This is a genomic window from Kribbella sp. NBC_00662, from assembly GCF_041430295.1.
Classification (GTDB): Bacteria; Actinomycetota; Actinomycetes; order Propionibacteriales; family Kribbellaceae; genus Kribbella.
In genome coordinates, this window is sequence record NZ_CP109029.1 from 7,822,536 (window position 1) to 7,845,834 (window position 23,299).

The 23,299-nt window shown below is 68.5% G+C and carries 27 protein-coding genes; 10 read left to right on the plus strand and 17 right to left on the minus strand.

Annotated elements, in window-relative coordinates; genetic code table 11:
* Nucleotides 1–71: 71 nt before the first annotated feature.
* A complete protein-coding gene (locus OHA10_RS38450; RefSeq protein WP_371403704.1) occupies nt 72–1,253 on the plus strand; it encodes an MFS transporter in 1,182 nt (393 codons plus the stop codon).
* Here the strand turns inward: OHA10_RS38450 and OHA10_RS38455 are convergent.
* The gene (locus OHA10_RS38455) at nt 1,162–1,590 is read right to left on the minus strand and encodes a hypothetical protein (RefSeq protein WP_371403705.1); all 429 of its coding nucleotides are present in this window, start codon (nt 1,588–1,590) and stop codon (nt 1,162–1,164) included. The two genes, OHA10_RS38450 and OHA10_RS38455, sit on opposite strands and share 92 nt — an antisense overlap.
* 68 nt (nt 1,591–1,658) lie before the next feature.
* Between OHA10_RS38455 and OHA10_RS38460 the strand changes: the two genes are divergently transcribed.
* On the plus strand, nt 1,659–2,018 hold the full coding sequence (locus OHA10_RS38460; RefSeq protein ID WP_371403706.1) for a MerR family transcriptional regulator: 360 nt from the start codon (nt 1,659–1,661) through the stop codon (nt 2,016–2,018).
* On the opposite strand, the gene OHA10_RS38465 is transcribed toward OHA10_RS38460, so the two are convergent.
* Nucleotides 1,999–2,250 carry a hypothetical protein gene (locus tag OHA10_RS38465; RefSeq protein ID WP_371403707.1) on the minus strand — a complete coding sequence of 84 codons (252 nt, stop codon included), beginning with the start codon at nt 2,248–2,250 and terminating at the stop codon, nt 1,999–2,001. The genes OHA10_RS38460 and OHA10_RS38465 overlap by 20 nt on opposite strands.
* 48 nt (nt 2,251–2,298) lie before the next feature.
* Between OHA10_RS38465 and OHA10_RS38470 the strand changes: the two genes are divergently transcribed.
* Both OHA10_RS38470 and OHA10_RS38475 read left to right on the plus strand, forming a co-directional pair.
* Nucleotides 2,299–3,066, plus strand: coding sequence for a MerR family transcriptional regulator (locus OHA10_RS38470; protein ID WP_371403708.1), 768 nt, complete (start codon nt 2,299–2,301; stop codon nt 3,064–3,066).
* Nucleotides 3,067–3,079: 13 nt separating this feature from the next.
* Nucleotides 3,080–3,622 carry a GNAT family N-acetyltransferase gene (locus tag OHA10_RS38475; protein WP_371403709.1) on the plus strand — a complete coding sequence of 181 codons (543 nt, stop codon included), beginning with the start codon at nt 3,080–3,082 and terminating at the stop codon, nt 3,620–3,622.
* Here the strand turns inward: OHA10_RS38475 and OHA10_RS38480 are convergent.
* Entirely contained in the window at nt 3,585–4,280 is a 696-nt protein-coding gene (locus OHA10_RS38480; protein ID WP_371403710.1) for a FadR/GntR family transcriptional regulator, read from the minus strand. The genes OHA10_RS38475 and OHA10_RS38480 overlap by 38 nt on opposite strands.
* Before the next feature lie 94 nt (nt 4,281–4,374).
* Between OHA10_RS38480 and OHA10_RS38485 the strand changes: the two genes are divergently transcribed.
* Entirely contained in the window at nt 4,375–5,550 is a 1,176-nt protein-coding gene (locus OHA10_RS38485; protein WP_371403711.1) for an MFS transporter, read from the plus strand.
* A gap of 3 nt (nt 5,551–5,553) precedes the next feature.
* On the opposite strand, the gene OHA10_RS38490 is transcribed toward OHA10_RS38485, so the two are convergent.
* Together OHA10_RS38490 and OHA10_RS38495 are read right to left on the minus strand one after the other, a co-directional pair.
* Nucleotides 5,554–6,561, minus strand: a complete 1,008-nt coding sequence (locus OHA10_RS38490) for a sugar phosphate isomerase/epimerase family protein (protein WP_371403712.1) — start codon at nt 6,559–6,561, stop codon at nt 5,554–5,556.
* 10 nt (nt 6,562–6,571) lie between these two features.
* Nucleotides 6,572–7,678: a Gfo/Idh/MocA family protein gene (locus OHA10_RS38495; RefSeq protein ID WP_371403713.1), complete on the minus strand. Its 1,107-nt coding sequence runs from the start codon at nt 7,676–7,678 to the stop codon at nt 6,572–6,574.
* 74 nt (nt 7,679–7,752) lie between these two features.
* Between OHA10_RS38495 and OHA10_RS38500 the strand changes: the two genes are divergently transcribed.
* On the plus strand, nt 7,753–8,883 hold the full coding sequence (locus tag OHA10_RS38500) for an ROK family protein (protein ID WP_371403714.1): 1,131 nt from the start codon (nt 7,753–7,755) through the stop codon (nt 8,881–8,883).
* Here OHA10_RS38500 and OHA10_RS38505 read toward each other — a convergent pair.
* From OHA10_RS38505 to OHA10_RS38515, 3 genes are read right to left on the minus strand one after another with little or no spacing between them, the layout of a single operon-like run.
* A complete protein-coding gene (locus OHA10_RS38505; RefSeq protein ID WP_371403715.1) occupies nt 8,873–9,787 on the minus strand; it encodes an aminoglycoside phosphotransferase family protein in 915 nt (304 codons plus the stop codon). The genes OHA10_RS38500 and OHA10_RS38505 overlap by 11 nt on opposite strands.
* The gene (locus OHA10_RS38510) at nt 9,784–10,788 is read right to left on the minus strand and encodes an NAD(P)H-dependent glycerol-3-phosphate dehydrogenase (RefSeq protein ID WP_371403716.1); all 1,005 of its coding nucleotides are present in this window, start codon (nt 10,786–10,788) and stop codon (nt 9,784–9,786) included. The genes OHA10_RS38505 and OHA10_RS38510 overlap by 4 nt, the downstream gene beginning before the upstream one ends.
* Nucleotides 10,785–11,588 (minus strand): lysophospholipid acyltransferase family protein, encoded by an 804-nt coding sequence (locus OHA10_RS38515; protein WP_371403717.1) that lies wholly within the window; start codon nt 11,586–11,588, stop codon nt 10,785–10,787. Before OHA10_RS38515 ends, OHA10_RS38510 begins: the two co-directional genes overlap by 4 nt.
* Before the next feature lie 16 nt (nt 11,589–11,604).
* Between OHA10_RS38515 and cofC the strand changes: the two genes are divergently transcribed.
* Both cofC and OHA10_RS38525 read left to right on the plus strand, forming a co-directional pair.
* Complete coding sequence (gene cofC, locus OHA10_RS38520) at nt 11,605–12,276, plus strand: 2-phospho-L-lactate guanylyltransferase (RefSeq protein ID WP_371403718.1); 672 nt, start codon at nt 11,605–11,607, stop codon at nt 12,274–12,276.
* Nucleotide 12,277: 1 nt separating this feature from the next.
* Complete coding sequence (locus tag OHA10_RS38525) at nt 12,278–12,484, plus strand: hypothetical protein (RefSeq protein ID WP_371403719.1); 207 nt, start codon at nt 12,278–12,280, stop codon at nt 12,482–12,484.
* A gap of 100 nt (nt 12,485–12,584) precedes the next feature.
* On the opposite strand, the gene OHA10_RS38530 is transcribed toward OHA10_RS38525, so the two are convergent.
* From OHA10_RS38530 to leuC, 4 genes are all read right to left on the minus strand, one after another.
* Nucleotides 12,585–13,151 carry an HU family DNA-binding protein gene (locus OHA10_RS38530; protein WP_371403720.1) on the minus strand — a complete coding sequence of 189 codons (567 nt, stop codon included), beginning with the start codon at nt 13,149–13,151 and terminating at the stop codon, nt 12,585–12,587.
* Nucleotides 13,152–13,332: 181 nt separating this feature from the next.
* Nucleotides 13,333–14,502 (minus strand): magnesium/cobalt transporter CorA, encoded by a 1,170-nt coding sequence (gene corA, locus OHA10_RS38535; RefSeq protein ID WP_371403721.1) that lies wholly within the window; start codon nt 14,500–14,502, stop codon nt 13,333–13,335.
* Between the two features lie 267 nt (nt 14,503–14,769).
* The gene (gene leuD / locus OHA10_RS38540; RefSeq protein ID WP_134111512.1) at nt 14,770–15,369 is read right to left on the minus strand and encodes a 3-isopropylmalate dehydratase small subunit; all 600 of its coding nucleotides are present in this window, start codon (nt 15,367–15,369) and stop codon (nt 14,770–14,772) included.
* A gap of 14 nt (nt 15,370–15,383) precedes the next feature.
* Nucleotides 15,384–16,808 (minus strand): 3-isopropylmalate dehydratase large subunit, encoded by a 1,425-nt coding sequence (gene leuC / locus OHA10_RS38545; protein WP_371403722.1) that lies wholly within the window; start codon nt 16,806–16,808, stop codon nt 15,384–15,386.
* Nucleotides 16,809–16,914: 106 nt separating this feature from the next.
* Here leuC and OHA10_RS38550 point away from each other — a divergent pair, with 106 nt between their 5' ends.
* Nucleotides 16,915–17,634, plus strand: coding sequence for an IclR family transcriptional regulator (locus OHA10_RS38550; protein WP_130387568.1), 720 nt, complete (start codon nt 16,915–16,917; stop codon nt 17,632–17,634).
* Between the two features lie 85 nt (nt 17,635–17,719).
* Nucleotides 17,720–18,286 carry an HdeD family acid-resistance protein gene (locus OHA10_RS38555; protein ID WP_371403723.1) on the plus strand — a complete coding sequence of 189 codons (567 nt, stop codon included), beginning with the start codon at nt 17,720–17,722 and terminating at the stop codon, nt 18,284–18,286.
* A 114-nt stretch (nt 18,287–18,400) separates the two neighbouring features.
* Here OHA10_RS38555 and OHA10_RS38560 read toward each other — a convergent pair whose 3' ends face one another.
* From OHA10_RS38560 to OHA10_RS38580, 5 genes are read right to left on the minus strand one after another with little or no spacing between them, the layout of a single operon-like run.
* Entirely contained in the window at nt 18,401–19,393 is a 993-nt protein-coding gene (locus OHA10_RS38560) for a LacI family DNA-binding transcriptional regulator (RefSeq protein ID WP_371403724.1), read from the minus strand.
* Nucleotides 19,365–20,282: a nucleoside hydrolase gene (locus OHA10_RS38565; RefSeq protein WP_371403725.1), complete on the minus strand. Its 918-nt coding sequence runs from the start codon at nt 20,280–20,282 to the stop codon at nt 19,365–19,367. Before OHA10_RS38565 ends, OHA10_RS38560 begins: the two co-directional genes overlap by 29 nt.
* Before the next feature lie 7 nt (nt 20,283–20,289).
* Nucleotides 20,290–21,105 (minus strand): carbohydrate ABC transporter permease, encoded by an 816-nt coding sequence (locus OHA10_RS38570; RefSeq protein ID WP_371403726.1) that lies wholly within the window; start codon nt 21,103–21,105, stop codon nt 20,290–20,292.
* A complete protein-coding gene (locus OHA10_RS38575; RefSeq protein ID WP_371403727.1) occupies nt 21,102–21,965 on the minus strand; it encodes a carbohydrate ABC transporter permease in 864 nt (287 codons plus the stop codon). The genes OHA10_RS38570 and OHA10_RS38575 overlap by 4 nt, the downstream gene beginning before the upstream one ends.
* Entirely contained in the window at nt 21,962–23,269 is a 1,308-nt protein-coding gene (locus tag OHA10_RS38580) for an extracellular solute-binding protein (protein WP_371403728.1), read from the minus strand. Before OHA10_RS38580 ends, OHA10_RS38575 begins: the two co-directional genes overlap by 4 nt.
* Nucleotides 23,270–23,299: the final 30 nt, after the last annotated feature.

The following is a 23,299-nucleotide window of genomic DNA, read 5'->3' on the forward strand; positions in this document are numbered from 1 at the left end:
GCCGTTCTGCACTTCTCACGTGCAAAAAACTACCATCCGCCTGATCGTTCAAACAGATAGTGTGTTTGCTTGTGACTGAAGACACCGACCTCGTCAAGCGCTCCCGGTACGCCGTGGCCGCCGTCTTCTGCGTGCACGGATCGGTGACCGGGTCGTTCGCGACCCGGGTGCCGTGGATCCAGGAGCACGCCGGGGTCTCGGCCGGCCAGCTCGGGCTGGCGCTCGCGTTCCCGGCGCTCGGCGCGGCGGTGATGATGCCGTTCGCCGCCCGGGTCAGTCACCGGTTCGGCAGCCGGAACGCGTTGCGCGGTCTGCTCGCGCTCTGGACCCTCGCGCTGATCCCGCCGTCGTTCGCACCCGGTCTCCTGACGTTGTGCGTCGCCCTCTTCATCTACGGCGGTACGGCGGGTATGGCCGATGTCGCGATGAACGCGCTCGGCGTCGAGATCGAGCACCGGCTGAAGAAGTCGATCATGTCCGGCCTGCACGGTCTGTGGAGTGTGGGCGCGCTGCTCGGCTCGGCGGTCGGCACGGTGGCGGCGCATGCGAATGTCAGCGCGCAGGTCCATCACGTGGTGGCAGCCGTCGTGCTGACGGTGATCGGTGCGGTGGTGTGTCAGTTCGTGCTGAACATCCATCCCGAGGAGGACGAGGAGCCGCCGGCGCGGTTCGCGCTGCCGCCGAAATCGGCGCTGCTGATCGGGGCGGTCGGGTTCTGCGCGGTGTTCGCCGAGGGGGCGAGCCTGGACTGGTCGGCCGTCTACCTGCGCGACATCCTGGACAGTTCGGCGGGGGTCGCGGCCGGGGCGACCACCGGGTTCGCGCTGACGATGGCGATCGCGCGGTTGACCGGCGATGCGGTGGTCGACCGGTTCGGCGCCGTACGGACGGTTCGTTGGAGTGGTGTGATCGCGACGCTGGGCAGTCTGCTCGTGGTCGTTTCGCCGACGGCGGCCGTCGCGATGATCGGGTTCGGCCTGATCGGCGTCGGGATCGCGGTCGTCGTACCGCTGGCCTTCGCCGCGGCCGGGCACACAGGGCCGAACCCGAGCCAGGCGATCGCGGGCGTCGCGACGATCACCTACGCGTCCGGCCTGGTGGCGCCGTCGATCATCGGCGGCATCGCGCAGGCCAGCAACCTGACCATGTCGTTCATCGTGGTCACCGCGCTGGCGGCCGGGCTGGCTGTGTTCGCGCGCGTGCTCGCGCCGCGTCCGTCAACCACGGCAGGAGCTGGACCACTCCAAAGCTGATCTCGAAGACGAGGAACAGCGCGAGGACCTTGGTCGCGCCGTGGGTCAGCGCGTACGTCTGCCAGGCCGCGAACAGGACGCGCGCGATCCCGTCGTACAGGCCGTGGAGCGGCAGCGTGCGGAACAGGCGGAGAAGCGCCCAGACAACCACGACGGAGCCCATCAGGTTCGCGTAGAGGGTCTGGATGGTGTCGGTCGGCGGGAAGGTCCCGAGTGACGACAGGGCGCGGTGGACGAGGACGTACGTCCAGGGCGTGGCGAAGCCTGCGGTGACGATCAGGTCGTACCAGGCGCTGGCGCGGACGATGCGGAGATACCCGCTGGTTTGGGGAGACACGCGTTCGAAGGTAAACAGTGGAGTGCTGTCCAATGTCAAGCCAAGGGTCAAGCCGACGGAGGATCCCCGTGCGCATAGGTGAGCTCGCCCAGCAGACGAATCTGTCCAAGGACACCATCCGTTTCTACGAGCGGATCGGTCTCGTCGAAGGCGAGCGGCGGCCGAACGGCTATCGGGACTTCTCCGCGGAGATGGTGCCTTGGTTGCTTTACGTCCGTACGGCGCAGGCGCTCGGCTTCTCGCTTGCCGAGATCGCCAAGCTCGGCGACCAGGTCCGCGACTCCCCCGACTCGGCGAGCGCTCTGTCCGCGCTGCTCGCCGACAAGGTCGAGATCATCGATCAGCGGATGGCCGAGCTGACCACGCTGCGCGCTGACCTGACCGAGCGCATCGGGACCGGGTGTCCGCTCAGCCCAGTAGGCGGTTGAGTACGTCGCCGGCCTCGTCGTACCCGGCGTCGCTGATGCGCTGAAGCTCCAGCAGATCCTTCGCGGCCGCGGCCCGGCGAGTGAGATGTTCGCCGGCGCGGTCGGAACCTTCGTCGAGCAGCTCGCTCAGGGTCTCGACGTCGTCCCGCTCGTCGGCCAGATCCGCGAGTCGGTCCAGCGCCTTCTCGTTGCCTTCGTCGGCGAGTGCGCGCAGGGTGTCCCAGTCGGTCATACAGCCATCGTGCGACATTGCCCTTGGGGCAAGGTCAAGAATGGGGTCGTGCTCACCATCGGACAGCTCGCGCGGTACGTCGGGGTCTCGACGAAGACCGTCCGCGTGTACCACGCGAAGGGCCTGCTGCCGGAGCCCGAGCGGGACTCGTCCGGATACCGCCGGTACTCCGCGGAGGCCGTCGTCGAGCTGGTCCGGATCCGGATGCTGGCGGAGGCCGGCGTACCGCTCGCCCGGATCCGCGAGCTCAGCTCAACCGACGCCCTGAGTCCCGCGCTCGAGCAGATCGATGCCGAGCTGACCACCCGGATCAAACGCCTCCGCGAGACCCAGCGCCGGCTCCGGATGCTGGCCGCCGGCGAGATCCGGATCCTGCCCGCGGACGTCGAGGAGCATCTCGCCGGGCTGTCCGCGCTCGGCTTCACGCAGCGGTGGATCGCGATGGAGCGGGACCTGTGGATCATCGTCTACGCGACCCACCCGGACCTCGCCGGCACCTGGTTCCAGGACCAGGCGCAGGCGCTCACGGATCCGGAGCTGCGGAGCCTCTACCTTGCCGCGGACCGCGCCCACGACCTCGACCCCGACGACCCGTTCCTGACCGAGCTCGCCGACCGGATCGTTGCCGCCAGCATCCAACGCTACGGAACCGAATCACCGGGCGCCTCCGCCGATCCCGCCATCCCCGACCTCCTGCAAAGCACCCTCAATGCATCCTCGCCAGGCTGGCAGCAGCTTGACACCTTGATCCGTAGCCGGCTCGCGGACGCCGGGTTCACCCTTCGGACAAGCCCCGATGACAACGACCGCGAGTGATACGAATTCGAGAATGAATGAGCTGCGGTTCCGGACGGCTGGGGCAGATGACGCGGCAGCGGTGGCTGAACTGCACGGGGACAGTTGGCGGCGCCACTACCGCGGTGCGTACGCCGACGCGTTCCTCGACGACGAGTCGGCGGAGTACCTCGGCGCGATGTGGGCCAAGCGGCTTGCGGCGCGGGAAGGCACGCGGACGACGGTTGCGGAGTACGACGGGAAGCTCGTCGGTCTCTCGCATCTCGTGCTCGGCGCCGACCCGAAGTTCGGTGCGCTCGTCGACAATCTGCACGTCCGCGCGCCGCTCAAGCGGCAGGGCATCGGGACGCAACTGCTCGCGTTGACGGCCAAGGCCCTGCAGGAGCTGGAGCCCGGGTCCGGGCTGTATCTGTGGGTCCTCGAGCAGAACACCGCCGCTCAAGGGTTCTACGAAGCGCGCGGCGGCATCCGCGGCGACCGCAAGGACGTCCCGCCGCCAGGTGGTGAGGCGCGGCGACTCAACGGCACACCGGCCTGCTTCAGGTACTACTGGCCGGATCCTTCGCTTCTTGCTTGATGGTCTCGATCAACGCGTACGACGCCTGACTCGCCGCCTCGGGATCGCCCGCCCGGATCGCCTCGAGGACGACGACGTGGGCGTCGAGGATCCGGTGGTCCTCGGGGATCGTCGCGGTCTGGTGGATCGACTCGGTCAGTACTTCGGCGATCGCGTCGTACAGCCGTAGCAGCAACGGGTTCCCGCTGGCGGCGACGACGCCGCGGTGGAAGTCGGCGTCCACGGCAACAAAGGCTTCGAAGTCACCGGCGACCAGAGCGGCGGCCCGGGCATCGAGAATGGCGGAGAGGGCAGCCAGGCTGTCCGGATCCGGATGCTGCGCGGCCAGGCGGGCGGCTGCGGCTTCGATACCGGCGCGCGCGTCGAGGACATGCGTCAATGACGCGGAGAGCTCGTCGCGGACCAGTACACCGCTGATCTCGTTGGTCGCGCGGACATACGTGCCGTCGCCGACGCGTGGCTCGAGCAGGCCGGTCAGGCTCAGCGAACGCAGCGCCTCCCGGACCGTTCCGCGACTGACGCCCAGCTCGGTCGCGAGCTGGTTCTCGCCGGGGATGCGCGAGCCGCGCGGCCAGGCCCCGGACTCGATCTGCGCACGGAAGCGCTCCGACACCTGCAGCACGAGCGGCACCTGCCGCACAGGTCCTTCGAGTGACACCGGATCAGCCTCCGTTCCCGAGTAGCGTACAGTGTAAATGTAGGACATCTGCAGAGAGCTGTTCGGGAACAGAGCGGAGAGGTGTGTCGTGGCGGTGTTGACCGAACCAGTGACTCGGGAGCGGTCGGCGCTGATCACAGCGACCGCCTTCGTGGTCGCGCTGAGCCTCCGGCCGGCCCTGACCGCGGTCGGTCCGGTGCTGCCGCGGATCGGTCTCGACCTCCACCTGGGCGAGGCTGCGCAGGGCCTGCTGGGCACGCTGCCGCTGCTCGCGTTCGCCGTCGCATCGCCGCTCGTCCACCTGGCGTCCCGCCGCTTCGGCATGGAGCGAGCGGTCTTCGTCTCGCTCCTGGTGCTGGCGCTCAGCAGCGCAGCGCGCCCGTACACGGGCCAGGCAGGTCTTTGGATCGGTATGGCGGTCGTCGGCGCAGCGATCGCGATCGGGAACGTGCTGGTCCCGGTCATCATCAAGCGGGACTACGCCAACCGCGTCTCCCGGGCGACCGGGATCTATACCGCGTTCATCACCGGCGGTGCGGCGATCGCATCGATCCTCGCCGTACCGATCGCGGATGCGGTCGACTGGCGGTTGTCACTCGCGGTCTGGGGCGGTCTCGCCGTACTGGTCGCGGTGATCTGGCTGCCGCGGACGCTCTCGCCGGAGCCGATGCCGGCAGCGACCACCGAGGACGGCGCTCCCCCGGTGAGCGTGTGGCGGCAGCCGACGGCGTGGCTGGTCACCGGGTTCATGGGGCTGCAGTCCACGGCGTTCTACCTGTTCGTGAACTGGCTACCCACGATCGAGATCTCGACCGGTGGGGTGTCCGAGCGCGCCACCGGCGTACATCTGTTCCTGTTTCAGGTGTTCGGTCTGATCGGCGGGCTCAGCATCCCGTTCCTGCTGAAGCACCCGACCAACCAGCGAGCCGGTCTGATGACGGCGAGTACGCCGATCCTCGTCGCGCTGCTCGGTCTGTTGCTGGCGCCGCACCTGGCGATCGTCTGGGCCATCGTCGGCGGTCTGGGACAGGGTGCCGGGCTGGTCGCCGCACTGTCGCTGATCAGTCTTCGCGGCCGCGGCCACCACGAGACCACCCAACTGTCCGGGATGGCGCAGGCGGTCGGCTACACGCTGGCTGGGGCCGGGCCGGTCGTCGCCGGCTACCTGACCCAGGTGACCGGCGGCTGGAGTACGACGCTCGTCGTGTTCGCCGTACTCGCAGCCATGCAGGTCACGCTGGGATTCGTCGCCGGTCGCGACCGGCGCTAGGGCTTACTTGTCGGTGGCGAAGGCCGCGTCGAAGGCGGCGGTCGGCTTGTCGAAGGCGAGCGCGCGGATGACGTTGACCGCTTCCGCGGCGCCGACCTTGCGGTCCATCCCGGCGTCCTCCCACTCGACCGAGATCGGGCCGTCGTAGCCGATCGAGTTCAGCACCCGGAAGCAGTCCTCCCAGTTCACGTCGCCGTGACCGGTGGAGTAGAAGTCCCAGCCGCGCCGCGGGTCGGCCCACGGCAGGTGCGAACCGAGCCGGCCGTTACGGCCGCCGCCGACCCGCATCTTGGTGTCCTTGCAGTCCACGTGGTAGATCCGGTCCTTGAAGTCCCAGAGGAACGCGACCGGGTCGATGTCCTGCCAGACCATGTGCGACGGGTCCCAGTTCAGCCCGAAGGCCTCCCGGTGACCGATCGCCTCCAGCGCGAACGTGGTGGTCCAGTAGTCGTACGCGATCTCCGACGGGTGCACCTCGTGCGCGAACCGGACGCCTTCTTCGTCGAACACGTCGAGGATCGGGTTCCAGCGGTCGGCGAAGTCGCGGTACCCGGCCTCGATCTTCTCGGCGGGAACCGGCGGGAACATCGCGACGTACTGCCAGATCGACGAGCCGGTGAAGCCGATGACCGTGTTCACGCCGAGCTTCTTGGCCGCCCGGGCGGTGTTCTTCAGGTCCTCGGCGGCGCGCTGCCGGACGCCCTCGCCGTCGCCGTCGCCCCAGATCCGGGACGGCACGATCGCCTGGTGCCGGAAATCGATCGGGTTGTCGCAGACCGCCTGGCCGACCAGGTGGTTGGAGATCGCGAACACCTGCAGGTTGTACTTCTCCAGGATGTCCTTGCGGCCCTGGACGTAGGTGTCGTCGTCGACGGCCTGCTGGACGTCGAAGTGGTCGCCCGAGCAGGCGATCTCGACGCCGTCGTACCCGGCCTCGGACGCGAACTGGCAGACCTCCTCGAACGGCAGGTCGGCCCACTGACCGGTGAACAGCGTGATCGGGCGTGGCATCTCAAGGCTCCTAAGAGTTGTCGACAGAGTTGTCTACCGTGATCCAGGCAGAGTCCGCGGCCGCCGAACGCAGTACGGCGTCGACCACGCGAGCGGACCGCGCTCCGGCGGCGAAATCGGGCAGGCCGTCCGGGTGGTCCCCCAGTACGGCGGCATAGCTGTCGGCGACGAACGAGTCGAACGCGTCCTGGTACCCCTGCGCGTGCCCGGCCGGCAGCCGGTTCACCCGCGCCGCGGGCGGGCTGAGCGTCTCGGGATCGCGAGTGAGCAGCTGCGAGGCGTCGCGACGGCCGACCCAGAGGCGGTCCGGGTCCTCCTGGTCGAAGCCGAAGCTCGACTCGGTGCCGGACACCTCCAGGTACAAGCGGTTCTTCCGGCCGGCCGCAACCTGGCTGACGACGATCGTCCCGACCACTCCGGCCTCGGTCCGGAACTGCGCAGTGGCCAGGTCCTCGGTGCGTACTTCGACTCCGCCGCGCTGGGCCCGCACCGTCCGCAGCTGTGCGCTGATCGCGGCGATCCGGTCGCCGGTGACGAACTCGGTCAGGTCACACCAGTGCGAGCCGATGTCCGCGAACGTCCGCGACGGGCCACCGGTTGTGTCGTCGACGCGCCAGTTCTGGTCATCCGCACCGGCGAGCCAGTCCTGCAGGTACGAGCCGTGCAGGCTGGTGATCGTTCCCGCGTCGCCGACGGCGATCCGGGTCCGCAGCTCGCGGACCATCGGGTGGTAGCGGTACACGAACGGCACGGCCCCGACCAGGCCTGCCTCGAAGGCGGCTGTCTGCAGACCGGTCGCATCGCCGACCGAGGTGGCCAGCGGCTTCTCACAGACCACGTGCTTGCCGGCCTCGAGCGCCTTCAGTGTGACGTCGCGATGGGTGTTGTTCGGCGTACAGACGTGGACGACGTCGATGTCGGACGCGAGCAGCTCGTCGAGAGTCGCGAACCCGCGCTCGGCGCCGGTCGCCTCTGCGGCCGCGGCAGCCCTCGCGGGTGACGAGCCGACTGCACCGACAACGGTTGCTCCAGAAACCAATGCGGCCCGGCCGTGGACCTGGCCCATGAACCCGCCGCCGACGATCCCGACCCTGAGCTTGCGCGCATTGGTGGACACGTCGAAGGACGCTATGGGACCCTTTTGAACCCTGTCAAGCAAAAGTCCACGGCCAGCACGACGAAAGTCCGGTGATGAGCGATCTCGGCAGCGATCTCGGTACTGCGGACGCGGTCCTGCGGCTGCTCCTCGACGGGCAGGCCCGGACCCGCGCCGAGCTGATCGACGTCACCGGTCTGGCCCGATCCACGGTCACCGGGCGGATCGAGGCGCTGCTCGCGGCCGGGCTCGTCGTACCGTCCGGTGAGGCCGCCTCGACAGGCGGACGGCCGCCGGCCCGCTTCCGGTTCAACCCGACCGCGCGACTCGTGCTCGCCGCGGACGTCGGCGCGACGCACCTGTCCGTCGCCCTGACCGACCTGGCCGGCGAGATCCTGCACCGGTCGACGACACCGCTCAAGATCGCCGAAGGACCTGAGGTCGTCCTCGACGCCGTCGCCCGCGCGGCCCACGCACTGCTGGACGAGGCGCGCAGGTCGCCGGACGATCTCGCCGGCACCGGGGTCGGACTGCCCGGCCCGGTCGAGCACAGCACCGGCCGCCCGAACCATCCGCCGATCATGCCCGGCTGGGACTCGTACGACGTGGTCGGCCGGCTGAGCCGTGAACTCCCCGGCCCGGTGCTGGTCGACAACGATGTGAACATCATGGCGCTCGGCGAGCACGCGACGGCATACCCGGACGTCGAGCACCTGCTGTTCGTGAAGGTTGCCACCGGCATCGGTGCGGGCGTGATCAGCGGCGGCCGGTTGCACCGCGGCGCCCAGGGCGCGGCAGGCGACATCGGCCACATCCAGGCGCCGGGTCACACCGAGCGCTGCCGCTGCGGCAACATCGGCTGCCTCGAAGCCATCGCCTCGGCGGCGGCACTCGCGAACACGCTGGGCGTCGGGACCAGCCGGGACATCGTCGACCTCGTCCGCGCGGGCAACACGACCGCGACGACCGCCGTCCGGCAGGCAGGCCGTGAGATCGGCACGGTCCTCGCCGCCGCGGTCAGCCTGCTCAACCCGTCGGTGATCGTCGTGGGCGGCTCACTGTCCCAGGCCGGCGACAGCCTGCTGGCCGGCATCCGCGAGACCGTCTACGCCAGATCGTTGCCCTTGGCTACCACCGACCTGCAGGTCCGTACCTCCCGGACCGGCCAGGACGGTGCGCTCCGCGGCGCCGCCATCCTGGTCCTGCACCACGCCCTCAGCCTCTGACCGGATCCGTCCAGTGGACGGCGAGATCGTCGACCAACTCGACCATCGCGTCGCGGCGGCCGCCGCTGCGGGCGCGACCGAATCCGTAGCGCCGGCCCCAGAACGCCGTTTGGACCATGTTCAGCTGGGCCCAGCGCCGGATCCGGTCAGGATCGAGCTCGGCTGTCTCGGCGAAGAGTTCGAGCTCGTGGTTCAGGATCCTGATCAGGTCGTCGGCGCCGAGCTGATGGGCGGCCCGGGTCCGCAGGAACGTAGTCGCGTCGTATGCCGGGTCACCGACGTACCCCTTCGGATCGACCGCCAGCCAGGGCTCCCGGTCCGCGCGGAGGATGTTGCGCGGGTGGAAGTCGCCGTGGATCAGGATCTCCGGCTGCTCGCGACCGAGCTCGTCGACGACGGCGAGAGCCGCATCCAGCACGTACGGCGGCAACTGATGGTCGAGCTCGGCGGCGTCCTTGCGAAGTTCTTCCTCCCAGGCATCGGCCTGGTCCGACATCCGAGGCAGGTCGTTCGGGGCCGGGATCCTCAGCTTGCGATGCAGCTCGCCGGCGATGGCCACGACATCTTCGTTGTGGTCGAACAGTGTCGTGGGGTGGGCGCGTTCCAGGAGCATGGCGTAGCGGTCGTCGTCGCGCTCATAGAGCTGCACTGCGCCGCGGCCGCCCCACGCCGCGAAGGCGTCGGCCTCGTAGTCGTTCCCTGGATGCGGGAACGAGATCTTCACGACCCGATCGTCCTCGACCGGGATGACGACGCCGACCTGGCCGTGCATCGCCTCACCGGTCGGCGTACATCCCCAGCCCGTCAGAACCTCGTCGATGATCCCGGGCAGCTCGGCCAGCCAGGCCTCGCCGACGGCACCTTCACGATCGATGGTGGCCTTGGCGAACGCGGCCGGGATCATCCCCAGCGCTCCGGCTTCGCCGAGCGGGAGACCAGGCTGAACAGCATGTCCTTCGGGGTCATCTCGCCGGCGATGACCTTGGTGACGTGTTCGGCGATCGGCATCTCGACGTCGTGCTGGTGTGCCAGCTCGGAGATCGACGCGCAGGACTTCACGCCCTCCGCGACCTGCCGGGTCCCGCCGGCGATCTCCGCGACGCTCATGCCCTGGCCGAGTTTCTCGCCGAAGGTCCGGTTCCGCGACAGCGGTGACGAGCACGTCGCGACCAGATCGCCCAGCCCGGCCAGGCCGGAGAACGTGTGCTCGTCCGCGCCCAGCGCCGTCCCCAGGCGGGCGATCTCGGCGAGGCCGCGGGTGATCACCGAGGCGCGGGCGTTGTCGCCGAAACCGAGCCCGACGGCCATGCCGACCGCGAGGGCGATGACGTTCTTGCAGGCGCCGCCGAGCTCACAGCCGACGACATCGTTGTTCGTGTACGGGCGGAACGTCGGCGAATGACACAGCTTCTGCAACCGCGCCGCCGTACCCTCGTCCGCGCACGCGACGACGGACGCGGCCGGTTGTCCTTCGGCGATCTCGCGGGCGAGGTTCGGCCCCGAGACGACCGCGATGCGCTCCGGCCCGGCGCCGGTGAGCTCGGCGATCACCTCGCTCATCCGCTTCGTCGTACCGAGCTCGACGCCCTTCATCAGACTGACCAGCGGTACGGCGTTCGGCAGCACGCCGGCCCAGTCGGTCAGGTTGTCCCGCAGCGACTGCGACGGGACCGCGAGGACGATCGCCTCCGCTCCATCCGCGGCCGCGGCCGGGTCGTGGGTTGCCGTGATCGCGTCCGGCAACCGCAGGCCGGGAAGGTAGTCGGCGTTTTCGTGGCCGGCGTTGATCGACTCGCAGAGCGACTCACGCCGGCCCCAGACGGACACCTGGTTCCCGGCGTTCGCAAGCACCACCGCGAACGCCGTACCCCAGGATCCGGCACCGAACACCGCAACCTTCGTCATGCCGTCTCCTCGCCTTCAGCCTTCTTTGCTTTGCGGAGGTCGTAGAGCTCCTTGGGCGGGGTCTCGCCGCGGAGTTCGCCGAGCGTCTCGGCGACGCGGGCCATGATCACCTCGGTTGCCTCGTGCAACAGCTGGTTGGTCAGCGGCTTGCCCTCGAACGCGCTGAGGTCCACGGGTGCGCCGGCCCGGACCTGCAGCGTCTTGCGCGGCAGCAGGCGGATCCGGATCTTGCCGGTGTAGGACTTCACGATCTCCTGCGCGCCCCAGTTGGCGACCGGGATCACCGGGCAGCCGGTCATCAGCGCGATCCGGGCGGCGCCGGTCTTGCCGGTCATCGGCCACATGTCCGGATCACGCGTAATGGTGCCCTCCGGGTAAACGCCTACACACTCACCGCGTTCGACCGCGGCCACGGCATCCCGGAATGCGTCCGCAGCCTGGGTGGAATCCCGGTACACCGGGATCTGGCCGGCGCTGGTGATGATCGTGCCGAGCACCGGGATCTTGAACAGCGACGCCTTGCCCAGGAACCGCGGGATCCGCCGGCATTCCCAGATGAAGTACCCGAGCAGCACCGGGTCGAAATGCGAGATGTGGTTCGGCACGTAGATCACGCCGCCGGTCCGCGGCATGTTCTCCCGGCCGGTGAACCGGCATTTGGTGAACACGATCATGAACGGCTTGACGATCGCGACGATGATGCCGAACCAGAAGCCACGCGGCGGACGCGGATCACGGTGCCGATTGTCCGGCCGGTTGTCCACTGGGGCCTCCTGCTGCTCGTTGCTGCCATCCGTCATGGGAGAATCCTGCCTGATGGCAGACCTACAGGTCGCTCCCTGGACCCTGGCGATCCCGGTGAAGCGTACGGCGATCGCGAAGAGCCGGCTCGCTCCGGCCTACCCGCAGCACCGTCCCGAGCTGGCCCGTGCGTTCGCTCTCGACACTACTGCGGCCGCGCTCGCCTCTCCCCTGGTCCGGGCGGTCCTGGTCGTCACGGACGACCCGTTGGTCGCCGCGGATGTGACCGCGGCCGGTGCGTACGTCGTACCCGATCTCCCGGCCGCCGGGCTCAACGAGGCCTTGCTGCATGGAGCCGCTGTTGCCGCCGCGGAGTTCCCGGACAACGGCATCGCCGCGCTGTCCGCCGATCTTCCCGCGCTGCGTCCGGCCGAGCTCACCGCGGTGCTCGCAGCATGTACGGCACCGCGGTCCTTCGTGGTCGACCAGCCCGGGACCGGTACGACGTTGCTCGCGGCGGCTCCCGGCGTACCGCTGGATCCGCGCTTCGGGGTCGGCTCCGCCCTGGCACACCAGGCGTCCGGAGCGATCCCGATCGAGCTGCCCGGGATCGAGTCGGTACGTCGTGATGTCGACACGGCTGCCGATCTGGCGCACGCGGTGCAGCTCGGGGTGGGGCCGGCGACCGCCGAGGTGATGTCCCTGGTTCTCGGTGCCGCGACCGGGACCGAAGGTCTAGCCTGCTGATATGCAAGCGACCGTAAGCCGCTACGACGGCGAGACGTTCTCCGGGGCGGTGCTCACTGACACCGGCGTCGAGCTTCCGTTCACAGTGCATGCCGTCGCCGATACCCCGGTCCGCCATCTGCGGGTAGGACAGCGGGTGCGGATCGAGACGAGCGGGTCGGGCGCCGACCTGAGCATCACCAAGGTGGAGTTCGGGACCAGGCTCTAATTGCCGGCTTTGATTGCCAGCGACAACGGCGAAGGCCGGTCATCCCCTGGAGTGGGGTGACCGGCCTTCGCGGTACTACAGGTGCCGCAGTGCGTGAAGATCAGCGAGCGGTACGCTTCGCCGCGGTCTTCTTGGCGGGGGCCTTCTTGGCCGGCGCCTTCTTCGCAACGGTCTTGGCCGGGGCCTTCTTCGCCGGGGCCTTCTTGGCAACGGTCTTCGCCGGAGCCTTCTTGGCAACCGTCTTGGCCGGAGCCTTCTTGGCGACCGTCTTCTTCGCAGCGGCGGTCTTGGTTGCAGCGGCCTTCACCGGTGCAGCCTTCTTCGCCGGGGCGGCCGCCTTGGTGGCGGTCGCGGCCGGCTTCGGGGCCACCAGCTTCGGCAGCTTCTTGGCGCCGGAGACAACGGCCTTCAGCTCCGCACCAGCGCGGAACTTCGGCACCGTGGTCTTCTTGGCACGCTTGGTCTCACCGGTCCGCGGGTTGCGCACGATGCGCGCGCCACGCTCGATGGCCTCGAAGGCACCGAAACCGGTGATGGCGACCTTGCCACCCTTCTTGGTCAGCTCACGCTGGACGGTGTCGATCACCGATTCCAACGCGTGCTGGGCCTGGCGGCGGTTTCCGTCGAAGTGCACTGCGAGCGCTTCGACCAACTGGCTCTTGTTCACTGCTTCCCTCCGTGAACACTAGGCGTCGAGCACAGCGCTCGATCTCACAGGAACGTTATGGACTCAACACGCCGTTCACAAACACCAACGCGGCAATTCGCCCTTGTTTTGGGCGATTCGTGCCACAATTTGGCCCGATCCGGGCCCTGAGGGCTCTTTTCAGCGCCGGCTCACGGCCAACTCACAGCCAGCCGCGGCGTTTGAAGATCTGGTGCAGACCTCCACACACCAAGGCCATCAGGCCGATCGCGAAGGGGTATCCGTACTGCCAGTGCAGCTCGGGCATCTTGTCGAAGTTCATCCCGTAGACGGTGCCGATCAGGGTCGGGGCGAACAGGATCGCCGCCCAGGCAGAGATCCGCTTGACCTCTTCGTTCTGCTCGCTGCTGGCGATCGCGAGGCTCTTCATCTCCTCGTTCTGCTGCTGGGCGACCAGGGTCGCGTTCACCGTCAGGATGTCGCGCAGCAGTTCACGGAATCCGTCGACCTTCTCCACCACCTCGGTGACGTGGTCGGCGACATCGCGCAGTGAACGTTGCAGTTCCTCGTCCACGCCGTACTTCTGGAATCCGCCGCGGAGCTGCTCGAGCATGCCGACCAGCGGCCGGGTCGCGCGCTGGAACTCGATCACCTCACGGGACAGTTCGTAGATGCGCCGCGACACCTTCGGGTCACCGCGGAACACCTCGGTCTCGATCTCGTCGATGTCGTTCTCGAGACCGGCGACCACCGGAGCGTAGCCGTCGACGACCTTGTCCATGATCGCGTAGAGGACCGCTTCGGCACCTCGGCTGAGCAGTTCGGGGTCGCGCTCGACGCGGCGCCGGACCGCTGCCAGGTTGGGCGCTTCGGCGTGCCGGACCGTCACCACGAAGTCCGGTCCGACGAACACGTGCACCTCACCGAACTCGACCTCCTCGGTCGCGTCCCGGTACCGCGCGGCCTTCAGTACGACGAACAACGTGTCGCCGTACCGCTCCAGCTTCGGCCGCTGATGCGCCTCGTTGGCGTCCTCGATCGCCAGCTCGTGCAGGTCGAACTCCTGCGCCAGCGAGGCCAGCTCGCGGCGATCGGGCCGGTACAGGCCGATCCAGGCCAGGCTGTGCGGGGCCTGGTGCAGCTCGCCGTACGTCTCGGCGAGCGAATCAGGAGAAGCGACCCGGCGGCCGTCGCAGTAGATCGCGCTGTCCACGACGCTGTGCCCCTTGGGCATCTGCGGATCGCGGGGCTGCTTCTCGGCCGGCTCGACGACAGCGGCGGCGGAGACGGCAGCAGCGTGCTTGCGCGCGGCGGCACGCAGTGACGGGGTGCGGCTGAACGCACGGATCGTGCGAAGGCGCAGGTCGGACATGAGTCCTCCTCCAGCAATGTGATGCGGCGGATCAGGTGAGTGATGAACACACGTCTGCCCGACCCCACAACTGCTAGAGGAGCTGCCATTCCCTGAAGGAGAAGGCCCCCGAAGGTCGAGCGAGACCCGTATGTCTGGAGGGTTCGCTCATCAGCGCCCCACCTCCTTGGTCTCGCAAGCCTTGTTCTGACAACCACGCAAGGGTAACACCAGAGTTATCGCCATCGACCCGCCCAGCGTTACGGCAGCGACAACTCTGGTGGATGATCAGGCCTTCGCCGGAAGCGTTGCCGGCTTGAAGGAAGGCCGGGTTGCTTCGTACGCAGCGATGTCGTCCGCGTGCGACAGCGTGATGCCGACGTCGTCCAGGCCGTTCAGCAACCGGTAGCGGGTGTAGTCGTCGATCTCGAAGGGTGCCGACACGTCACCGGCTGAGATCGTCTTGTTCTCCAGGTCGACCGTCACCTTGGTGCCCGGGTCGGACTCGATCGTGGTCCACAGCTGCTCGACCACGTCCTGCTCCACCAGGGCCGCGAGCAGCCCGGCCTTACCGGAGTTGCCGCGGAAGATGTCGCCGAACCGCGACGACACGACCACGCGGAACCCGTAGTCGAGCAGCGCCCAGACCGCGTGCTCACGCGACGATCCGGTGCCGAAGTCCGGTCCGGCGACGAGCACCGAGACGCCGTCGTACTCCGGCTGGTTCAGGACGAACGAGGGATCGTTGCGCCAGGCAGCGAACAGGCCGTCCTCGAAGCCGGTCCGGGTGACGCGCTTCAGGTACACGGCCGGGATGATCTGGTCGGTGTCGACGTTGCTGCGGCGCAGCGGGGCCGCCGTACCGATGTGCTGGGTGAAGGCTTCCATGATTCCCTTGCTCCTCAGGCGTTCGCAGGTACGGCGACGGGCGGCAGGTCGGCCGGTGCGGCCAGGGTGCCGGTGACGGCGGTCGCGGCGGCGACCAGCGGCGACACCAGGTGGGTGCGACCGCCCTTGCCCTGGCGGCCTTCGAAGTTCCGGTTCGAGGTGGAGGCGCTGCGCTCACCCGGGGCCAGCTGGTCCGGGTTCATGCCCAGGCACATCGAGCATCCGGCGCCGCGCCACTCGGCCCCGGCGTCCTTGAAGATCGTGTCCAGGCCCTCGGCCTCGGCCTGCAGCCGGACCCGGCCGGAGCCCGGGACCACGAGCATCCGGGTGCCCTCGGCAACCTTCCGGCCGGCGAGCACCCCGGCCGCGGCGCGCAGGTCCTCGATCCGGCCGTTGGTGCAGGAGCCCAGGAACACCGTGTCCACGTGGATCTCGCGCATCGGCGTACCGGCGGTGAGGCCCATGTACTCCAGTGCACGCTCGGCGGCGACCTTGTCGTTGGGGTTGTCGAAGTCGTCCGGCGACGGCACGCTCTCCGACAGCGGGATGCCCTGGCCCGGGTTCGTGCCCCAGGTGACGAACGGCGCGATGTCCTCCGCCCGCAGGACGACCTCGCGGTCGAACGTCGCGTCCTCATCGGTGGCCAGGCTCTTCCAGTACTCGACCGCGGCTTCCCAGTCGACGCCCTGCGGCGCGTGCGGCTTGTCCTTCAGGTACTCGAAGGTGGTCTCGTCCGGCGCGATCATGCCGGCCTTGGCGCCCCACTCGATCGACATGTTGCAGATCGTCATCCGGGCTTCCATGCTCAAGCTCCGGATCGCCTCACCGCGGTACTCGACGATGTAGCCCTGGCCGCCGCCGGTGCCGACCTTGGCGATCAGCGCCAGCACCAGGTCCTTCGCGGAAACACCGTCCGGCAGTACGCCGTCGACCGTGACGGCCATCGTCTTCGGCCGGGCCTGCATCAGCGTCTGGGTGGCGAGCACGTGCTCGACCTCGCTCGTACCGATGCCGAAGGCAATCGCGCCGAACGCACCGTGCGTCGAGGTGTGGCTGTCACCGCAGACCACGGTCATCCCGGGCTGGGTCAGTCCGAGCTGCGGGCCGATCACGTGCACGACGCCCTGGTCCGGGTCGCCGAGGGTGTGGATCCGGATGCCGAACTCCTCGGCGTTCTTCCGCAGCGTGTCCACCTGGGTGCGCGACACCGGGTCGGCGATCGGCTTGTCCACGTCGTACGTCGGGACGTTGTGGTCCTCGGTCGCGATGGTGAGATCGGGACGCCGTACGCCGCGACCGGCCAGCCGCAGACCGTCGAAGGCCTGGGGACTGGTCACCTCGTGGACCAGATGGAGGTCGATGTAGAGAAGGTCGGGTTCTCCGTCGGCATGGCGCACGACGTGCGCGTCCCAGACCTTTTCCGACAACGTCCTACCCATCAGACTCTCCTTTGAGATTTGTGGTGAGGTGCTTTCGCTCACAGTGCTCCGGATTGCTCCCCTGAAGCGACTTGCGTTCCACGATTCGAGACGGCAGTATCGTCTCATGGACAACTCTAGCGGAGTCGGCGTTCTCGACAAAGCAGCCCTGGTTCTGTCGGCCCTCGAGTCCGGGCCGGCGACCCTGGCCGGTCTCGTGGCGGCCACCGGGCTGGCCCGCCCGACCGCCCACCGGCTGGCAGTGGCGCTGGAGCACCACCGTCTGGTCGGCCGTGACATGCAGGGACGGTTCGTGCTCGGTCCGCGACTCAGCGAGTTGGCCTCCGCCGCCGGTGAGGACCGGCTGCTCGCGACCGCCGGCCCGGTGCTGGCGCGACTGCGGGACATCACCGGTGAGTCGGCGCAACTGTTCCGCCGCCAGGGTGAGTACCGCGTGTGCGTCGCCGCCGCCGAGCGTCCGTCTGGTCTGCGCGACACCGTGCCGGTCGGCAGCCAGCTGACGATGGCCGCTGGTTCGGCTGCTCAGATACTGCTTGCCTGGGAGGACCCGGAGCGGATGCACCGCGGCCTCCACAACGCGTCGTTCAACGCGGCCGCGCTGGCCGGCGTACGGCGTCGTGGCTGGGCGCACTCGGTCGGTGAGCGGGAGCAGGGCGTCGCGTCCGTCTCCGCCCCGGTCCGCTCCCCCAGCGGCAAGGTGATCGCCGCCGTCTCGGTCTCCGGCCCGATCGAGCGCCTGTCCCGCCAGCCCGGCCGGATGCACGCCCCGGCCGTGATGGCCGCCGCCGAGCGGCTCTCCGAGGCTCTGCGCCGCGCATCGGAGTAGCTGCACCGGTAGTTGGGTTGGTGGTTGTCACGTAGCGCCACCAGGATCACCATGAGGATGGAAAGCCCCTCAAAGGAGGTCCGACATGGAGCGGGACTGGCTGACTCTCGGCTGGAAGATGTTGCTCGTCCGCGGTGTCATCGCCGTTATCTTCGGGATCCTGGCGATCGTATGGCCCATCCACACGGCGATCGCGCTGGCCCTGCTGTGGGGCTTCTGGGCCCTGTTCGACGGTGTCGGTTCGATCGTCCAGGCGTTCCAGCCCGAGTCCAAGGGCAGCCGGCTGTGGCTGGTCGTGCTCGGGGTGATCGCGCTGCTCGCGGCGTTCTTCGCGATCACCAGCCCGGGGATGGCAGCGACCACGCTGACCTGGATCCTCGGAATCTGGCTGATCATCCGCGGCATCTTCGAACTCGCGGGTGCGTTCAGCAGCCAACAGGTGGTGCCACGCTGGCTCCTGGTGCTGAGCGGGCTGCTGTCCATCCTCATCGGCGTCCTGTTCGCCGCCAACCCCGGCGCGGGCGCGGTAAGCGTCGCCGTGGTCCTCGGCGTCACAGCCCTCGTCTGGGGCGTGGTCCTCATCGGCGTCGGCTTCTCCGTACGCCGAGAACTCCACAGCGGCCCCGCCCACTCCAGCCCTTCACCGGCCTAACCAGCTGGAACTAGCTGGAACTAGCTGCAGCTAGCCGGTCGCGTTGCCCCGCCCGACACCGGCGACGCGATCGGCAGCCTGCCGCGACGAGTCCGCTCACCCGACATTCAGCGGTTAGCAGCCGCAGGACGTGCTCGGGATCAGCTGATAGTCGAGGACGTGACGGGCGGCCTGGCTGTTCGAGCGGTCCAGCAGCAGTTCGACGGCACGGCGTGCGGTCTCCTCGATCGGCTGGCGCACGCTGGCCAGCGGTGGGATCGTCACCGTGCACTCGCTCGTGCCGTCGAATCCCATCACCGCAACGTCTTCCGGCACCCGCAGCCCGGCCTCCCAGGCCGCGAACAGTACGCCGAACGCCTGCTCGTCGGTCGAGCAGTAGATCGCCCGCGGCGGCCGCTTCTGTTTGAACCACGGCTGTACGGCGTCGCGTGCAGCGAACCGCGACACCGGGCTGGCGACGTACCGCGCCGACGCCCGCGAGTGCTTCTCCAGCGCCCGTTCGATCCCGCGACGGTGTTCCGACGTACCAGGTGAATCTTCCGGGCCGGTGACGACGCCGAGGGCGCGGTAGCCGTGCGACAGCAGGTGATCCGTCGACGCCTCGGCGGCCGCGACGTAGTCGATCGAGAGCGTCGACACCGTCACCCCCTCAGGCACGGGATGCAGCGCAACCACAGGTACGCCGGCCGCCGCGAACCGCTGGATCGCCGGCTCCACCAGCAGCGAGACGAGTACGACGCCGTCCACCTTGCGCTCGATGAACGACCCGATGTGCGCGGACTCCTGCTCCGGATCGCCCGCCGAGTCACCGATCAGCAGCAGGTGGTCGTGCCGGCGCGCGAAGTTCTCCAGGTGCTCGGCGAGCGTGGCGAAGTACGGGTTGCGGATCTGCGGGATCAGCAGACCGAGCGAGTAGGTGCGACCCGCGCTCAGCGCGCGGGCAAGGATGTTGGGCTTGTAGTCCAGCTCCGCCGCGGCCTCGAGCACACGCCGGCGGGTCTCCGCGGACACCGGCCGGGGCCCGTTGTTGAACACATAGCTGACGACCGCGGTCGACGTACCGGCCCGCTCCGCGACATCACGAGCCGTCGCCATCGATCTCCCCATGACCAGCAGCGTATGCCCGCCCAGCCGCCACGATCCGTGCCGTGATCTCCTCAGCCACCTGCTCGGCATCCACAGCGGTCACGATCCGCACCGAGCCGCCCGCGTCCGGCGTGAAGACACTCCGCCCAGCCCCGTCCCCACCGACCTCGATCGCCACCCGCCCGACCTCCGAGGTCTCGAACAGTTCCGGGCGACTCAGCACAAGCACCGCAACCGGGTCATGCGGCACGTTCCAGGTCTCACTCCAATACGCCCACCACTGCTCGATGTCCGCCCCCAACGCAGCACCCAAGGCGCCAGCGGCCCGGATCCGCTCCAGCCGCGACGCCTCGATCGCCACCTGCTGGGTGATCTCGAGCCCCGTGATCGTCGTCGGAATCCCCGCGCTCAGCACCACCTGCGCAGCAACATCATCGGACTTGAAGTTGTGCTCGGCCTTGTCGTCGCCGAACGACCCACCCATCACCCACAGATGCCGGATCCACCCGGCCACCTGAGGCTCCAGCTGCAATGCCTTGGCTACGTTGGTCAGCGGTCCGATCGCGGCAACGTCGAGCTCACCAGGCTGCTCACGTAGCCGCGCCACCAACCGCTCCGGCGCACTCTCCGCACTGACTGCCTCAGAGGCCAGGTCGTCGTGCAGCGTGCCCTCGTGCCCGGCCCACCAGACCTGCCGTCCCGACAAGGTCTCCACAGCACCCGGTACGACGACCAGGTCGCGCCCGGCGAGTGCGGCGTACCGGCGGGCGAGTTGCGCGCGCAGCCTGGTGTCGCCGTACACCGTGTGGACCTCGAGCAGGTCGAGATCCGGGCTGCCCATGATCTGGGCGAGTGCCATGGCGTCGTCGACGTCGGAGCCGATATCGGTGTCGAGAATGAGCTGGTGCATGGTCTCCCTATTTCAGGCCCGTGCTGGACACGGACTGGACGAAGTACCGCTGGAAGCCGGCGATGACCGCCAGCGGGATGACGGTGAGGACGACGGCGCCCGCGAACACGAGACCGTAGTCGGCGAAGTTCTGACCTTGCAGGTTGGACAGGGCCACCGGGCCGAGGATGTGTTTGGCGTCGGTGCCGATCAGGAGCGGCCAGACGTACGACTGCCACTGGAAGAGGAACAGCATCAGACCGGCGCCGATCAGCGCGGGCCGCGACAGCGGCAGGTAGATCCAGCGGAACACGCCGAACCAGCCCAGCCCGTCCAGCCGGCCGGCCTCGACCAGCTCGGCCGGGATGCCGAGGAAGAACTGCCGCAGCAGGAAGATCGCCATCCCGTTGCCGATCCCCGGCAGCACCAGCCCGGTGAACGTGTTCGTCAGGTGCCAGTCGCGGAACATCGTCGACAGCGGGATCGCGATCGCGTCGAACGGCACCAGGAAGCTCAGTACGACGATGCCGAACACCAGCCCGCGCCCGCGGTACTCGAACGCCGCCAGCCCGAACGCCGCCGACGCGCAGACCGCGAGGCCGATCACGACCGTGGCCGCGCTGACCAGGATCGAGTTGAGCGTCGCCCGACCGACATCGCTGCTCAGCAGGGCCGAGTAGTTGTGCAACGTCGGCTTCAACTCGAAGAACGTCTGCCACGACAGTGTCAGGTGGGCGAACGTCTCCGAGCCGGGCCGGAGCGAGTTGGTCAGCACCCACAGCAGCGGCAGGAAGAACAGGATGCCGATGACTCCACCGAGCACCGACAGGCCGGCCCGCTTCACTGGTCACCTCGCAGCAGCCGGAACTGCCCGGCCACGATCGCCAGCGTCAGTGCGACCAGGATGACGACCTCGGCCTGGGCAACGTGGATGTCGCCGATTGCGTATGCGCGCGTGTAGACGTCGTACATCAGCAGGTTGCTGTCCCCGTTCGGGCCGCCTTTGGTGAGGATCTGCACCGGGGCGAACACGAGCAGGTTGGAGACGGTGTCGGCGACCAGGACGAACGCCAGCGGTCGGCGTACCAGCGGGAGGATGACCGACACCATCCGGCGCCAGGCACCGGCGCCGTCGAGCAGCGCGGCCTCGCGGACCTCGACCGGCACCTCTTGGATGCCCGCGATCAGGAACAGCATCCAGTACCCGACACCGATCCACGACAGCAGCACGATCAGCGACGGCAACACCTGGCCGGACGACGTCAGGAACGGTTGCGCGGGCAGACCGAGCCGCTCGAGTACGCCGTTCGCGAGGCCGTCCGGCCGGTAGATGACGCTCCAGATCACTGCCGACACCGCAGGCGGGGTGGCTATCGGCAGGATGACCAAGGTGCGCCAGAGCTTCGAGCCAGCCGCGCGCTGGGTGAACAGCACCGCCAACAGGAACGAGACGACCACCTGGATCGGGTTCACGAGCACGGTGAAGAGCAGCGTCACGCCGACCGATTGCCGGAAGTCCTTGTTCGACAGCAGATCCGTGTAGTTGCCCAGCCCGGCGAACACCCGCCCGCCGCGCAGCAGGCTCTCGGTGTAGAAGCTCTCGACCACGGCCGAGATCGCCGGGACGATCCGCAGCACAGCCAGACACAGCAGCGCCGGCGCGAGGAAGGCAAGGGCGATCAGCCCTTGCCCACGCTTCCTCATCTAATCGACTTCCAAGCGTCGGTGAGCTGGCGGGTCGCCTCCTGCAGCCGCGTGTCGGAGTTGGTGCCGTTGCGGATGTCGGCGAACGCCTTGCCCATGACTTCCTCGAACTGGATGTAGCCGACACTCACCGGCCGCGACACGGCGGTGTGCTCACTCTCGTACGCCGTGATCGCCGCCGCGCCGGCCGTCTTCGCGCCGGAGAACGCGTCCATCTTCGGGGTGTACTGCTTCTGCGCGTCGAGGTTGGCCGGAATGATCGTCGTCGTACTGGTCGTGGCCAGATTGCCGGCGGCATCGAGTGTCGCGAACTCGAGGAACTTGCGCGCCATCCCCTGCTGCTTCGACGCCGGGTTGATGCCGAGCGACCACGACCCGGTCGGTGTGACCGGCTTGCCGCCCTGGAAGTACGGCAGCGGCGCGACGCCCCAGTCGATCTTCGAGCTGCCGAAGATCTTCAGGTCCCACGGCCCGCCGACGAAGAACGCCACGTTGCCGTTCGCGAACACCGGTCCGGTCTGGAAGCCGCCGATCCCCCGCGGCGACAGTCCGCTCGCGAAGGTCGCGCCGTACCACTGCATCGCCTTCTTCCAGCCGTCGGTCTCGACCGCCGGGGTGAGTGCGTCGTCGCCCTCGATCCCGGAGCCGCCGCCGAGCGACTCGGCCAGCGGCTGCAGCTGGTAGTACGCCTCGGGCTGCTCCATGAACAGGCCGTACTTCGTGCCACCCGACTGCATCGCCTTGCGGCCGGCAGCCTCGACCTGCTCCCAGGTCCAGCGCTGCTGCGGGTCCGCGGTCGGCGGCGTCACCTTCGCCTTCGCGAGCGCGGTCTTGTTGTAGAAGAGGAACTGCGTCGAGTTCCACATCGGCAACGACCACAGCTTGTCGCGGAAGTGGTTGGTCTTGTACGCCGCCGCACTGAACTTCGTCTTCACCTGGCCGTCGAGGTCGCTGAGATCGGTGAGGAAGCCCTTCGCGGCGAGCTGCGAGACCCGCGGCTCGTCGACCGTGTAGACGTCGATGCCCGCGTCCTTCGCGCTCAACCGCTGCTGCATGGTCGCGTTGAACTGGTCGAACGGGATCTGCGTGTAGGCGACCTTGATCCCCGGGTTCTTCGCCTCGAAGGCCTTGATCACCGGCTGGTAGGTCTCGGCGTTGTCGGTGCCGGTGAACGTGACGGTCCCGGTCGCCGGACCGGAGTCGGTCGCGGCCGGCTGGTCGGAGGAGCCGGACGAGCCGCAGCCGGCGACGAGCATGGCCGCGGCAGCGACAACGGCTGCGGCGGGTAAGAGGTTCCGGCGCACGGCGGTCCCCTTTCTGAAGTGGTCTAAGCG

Bases quoted from the DNA above. Each gene is read 5' to 3' on its own strand.
- OHA10_RS38465 (WP_371403707.1), bottom strand. From the start codon at position 2,250: ATGACCGACTGGGACACCCTGCGCGCACTCGCCGACGAAGGCAACGAG.
- OHA10_RS38475 (WP_371403709.1), top strand. From the start codon at position 3,080: ATGAATGAGCTGCGGTTCCGGACGGCTGGGGCAGATGACGCGGCAGCG.
- OHA10_RS38490 (WP_371403712.1), bottom strand. From the start codon at position 6,561: ATGCCACGCCCGATCACGCTGTTCACCGGTCAGTGGGCCGACCTGCCG.
- OHA10_RS38500 (WP_371403714.1), top strand. From the start codon at position 7,753: ATGAGCGATCTCGGCAGCGATCTCGGTACTGCGGACGCGGTCCTGCGG.
- OHA10_RS38505 (WP_371403715.1), bottom strand. From the start codon at position 9,787: ATGATCCCGGCCGCGTTCGCCAAGGCCACCATCGATCGTGAAGGTGCC.
- OHA10_RS38510 (WP_371403716.1), bottom strand. From the start codon at position 10,788: ATGACGAAGGTTGCGGTGTTCGGTGCCGGATCCTGGGGTACGGCGTTC.
- OHA10_RS38515 (WP_371403717.1), bottom strand. From the start codon at position 11,588: ATGACGGATGGCAGCAACGAGCAGCAGGAGGCCCCAGTGGACAACCGG.
- cofC (WP_371403718.1), top strand. From the start codon at position 11,605: ATGGCAGACCTACAGGTCGCTCCCTGGACCCTGGCGATCCCGGTGAAG.
- OHA10_RS38525 (WP_371403719.1), top strand. From the start codon at position 12,278: ATGCAAGCGACCGTAAGCCGCTACGACGGCGAGACGTTCTCCGGGGCG.
- corA (WP_371403721.1), bottom strand. From the start codon at position 14,502: ATGTCCGACCTGCGCCTTCGCACGATCCGTGCGTTCAGCCGCACCCCG.
- leuD (WP_134111512.1), bottom strand. From the start codon at position 15,369: ATGGAAGCCTTCACCCAGCACATCGGTACGGCGGCCCCGCTGCGCCGC.
- leuC (WP_371403722.1), bottom strand. From the start codon at position 16,808: ATGGGTAGGACGTTGTCGGAAAAGGTCTGGGACGCGCACGTCGTGCGC.
- OHA10_RS38550 (WP_130387568.1), top strand. From the start codon at position 16,915: ATGGACAACTCTAGCGGAGTCGGCGTTCTCGACAAAGCAGCCCTGGTT.
- OHA10_RS38555 (WP_371403723.1), top strand. From the start codon at position 17,720: ATGGAGCGGGACTGGCTGACTCTCGGCTGGAAGATGTTGCTCGTCCGC.
- OHA10_RS38560 (WP_371403724.1), bottom strand. From the start codon at position 19,393: ATGGGGAGATCGATGGCGACGGCTCGTGATGTCGCGGAGCGGGCCGGT.
- OHA10_RS38565 (WP_371403725.1), bottom strand. From the start codon at position 20,282: ATGCACCAGCTCATTCTCGACACCGATATCGGCTCCGACGTCGACGAC.
- OHA10_RS38575 (WP_371403727.1), bottom strand. From the start codon at position 21,965: ATGAGGAAGCGTGGGCAAGGGCTGATCGCCCTTGCCTTCCTCGCGCCG.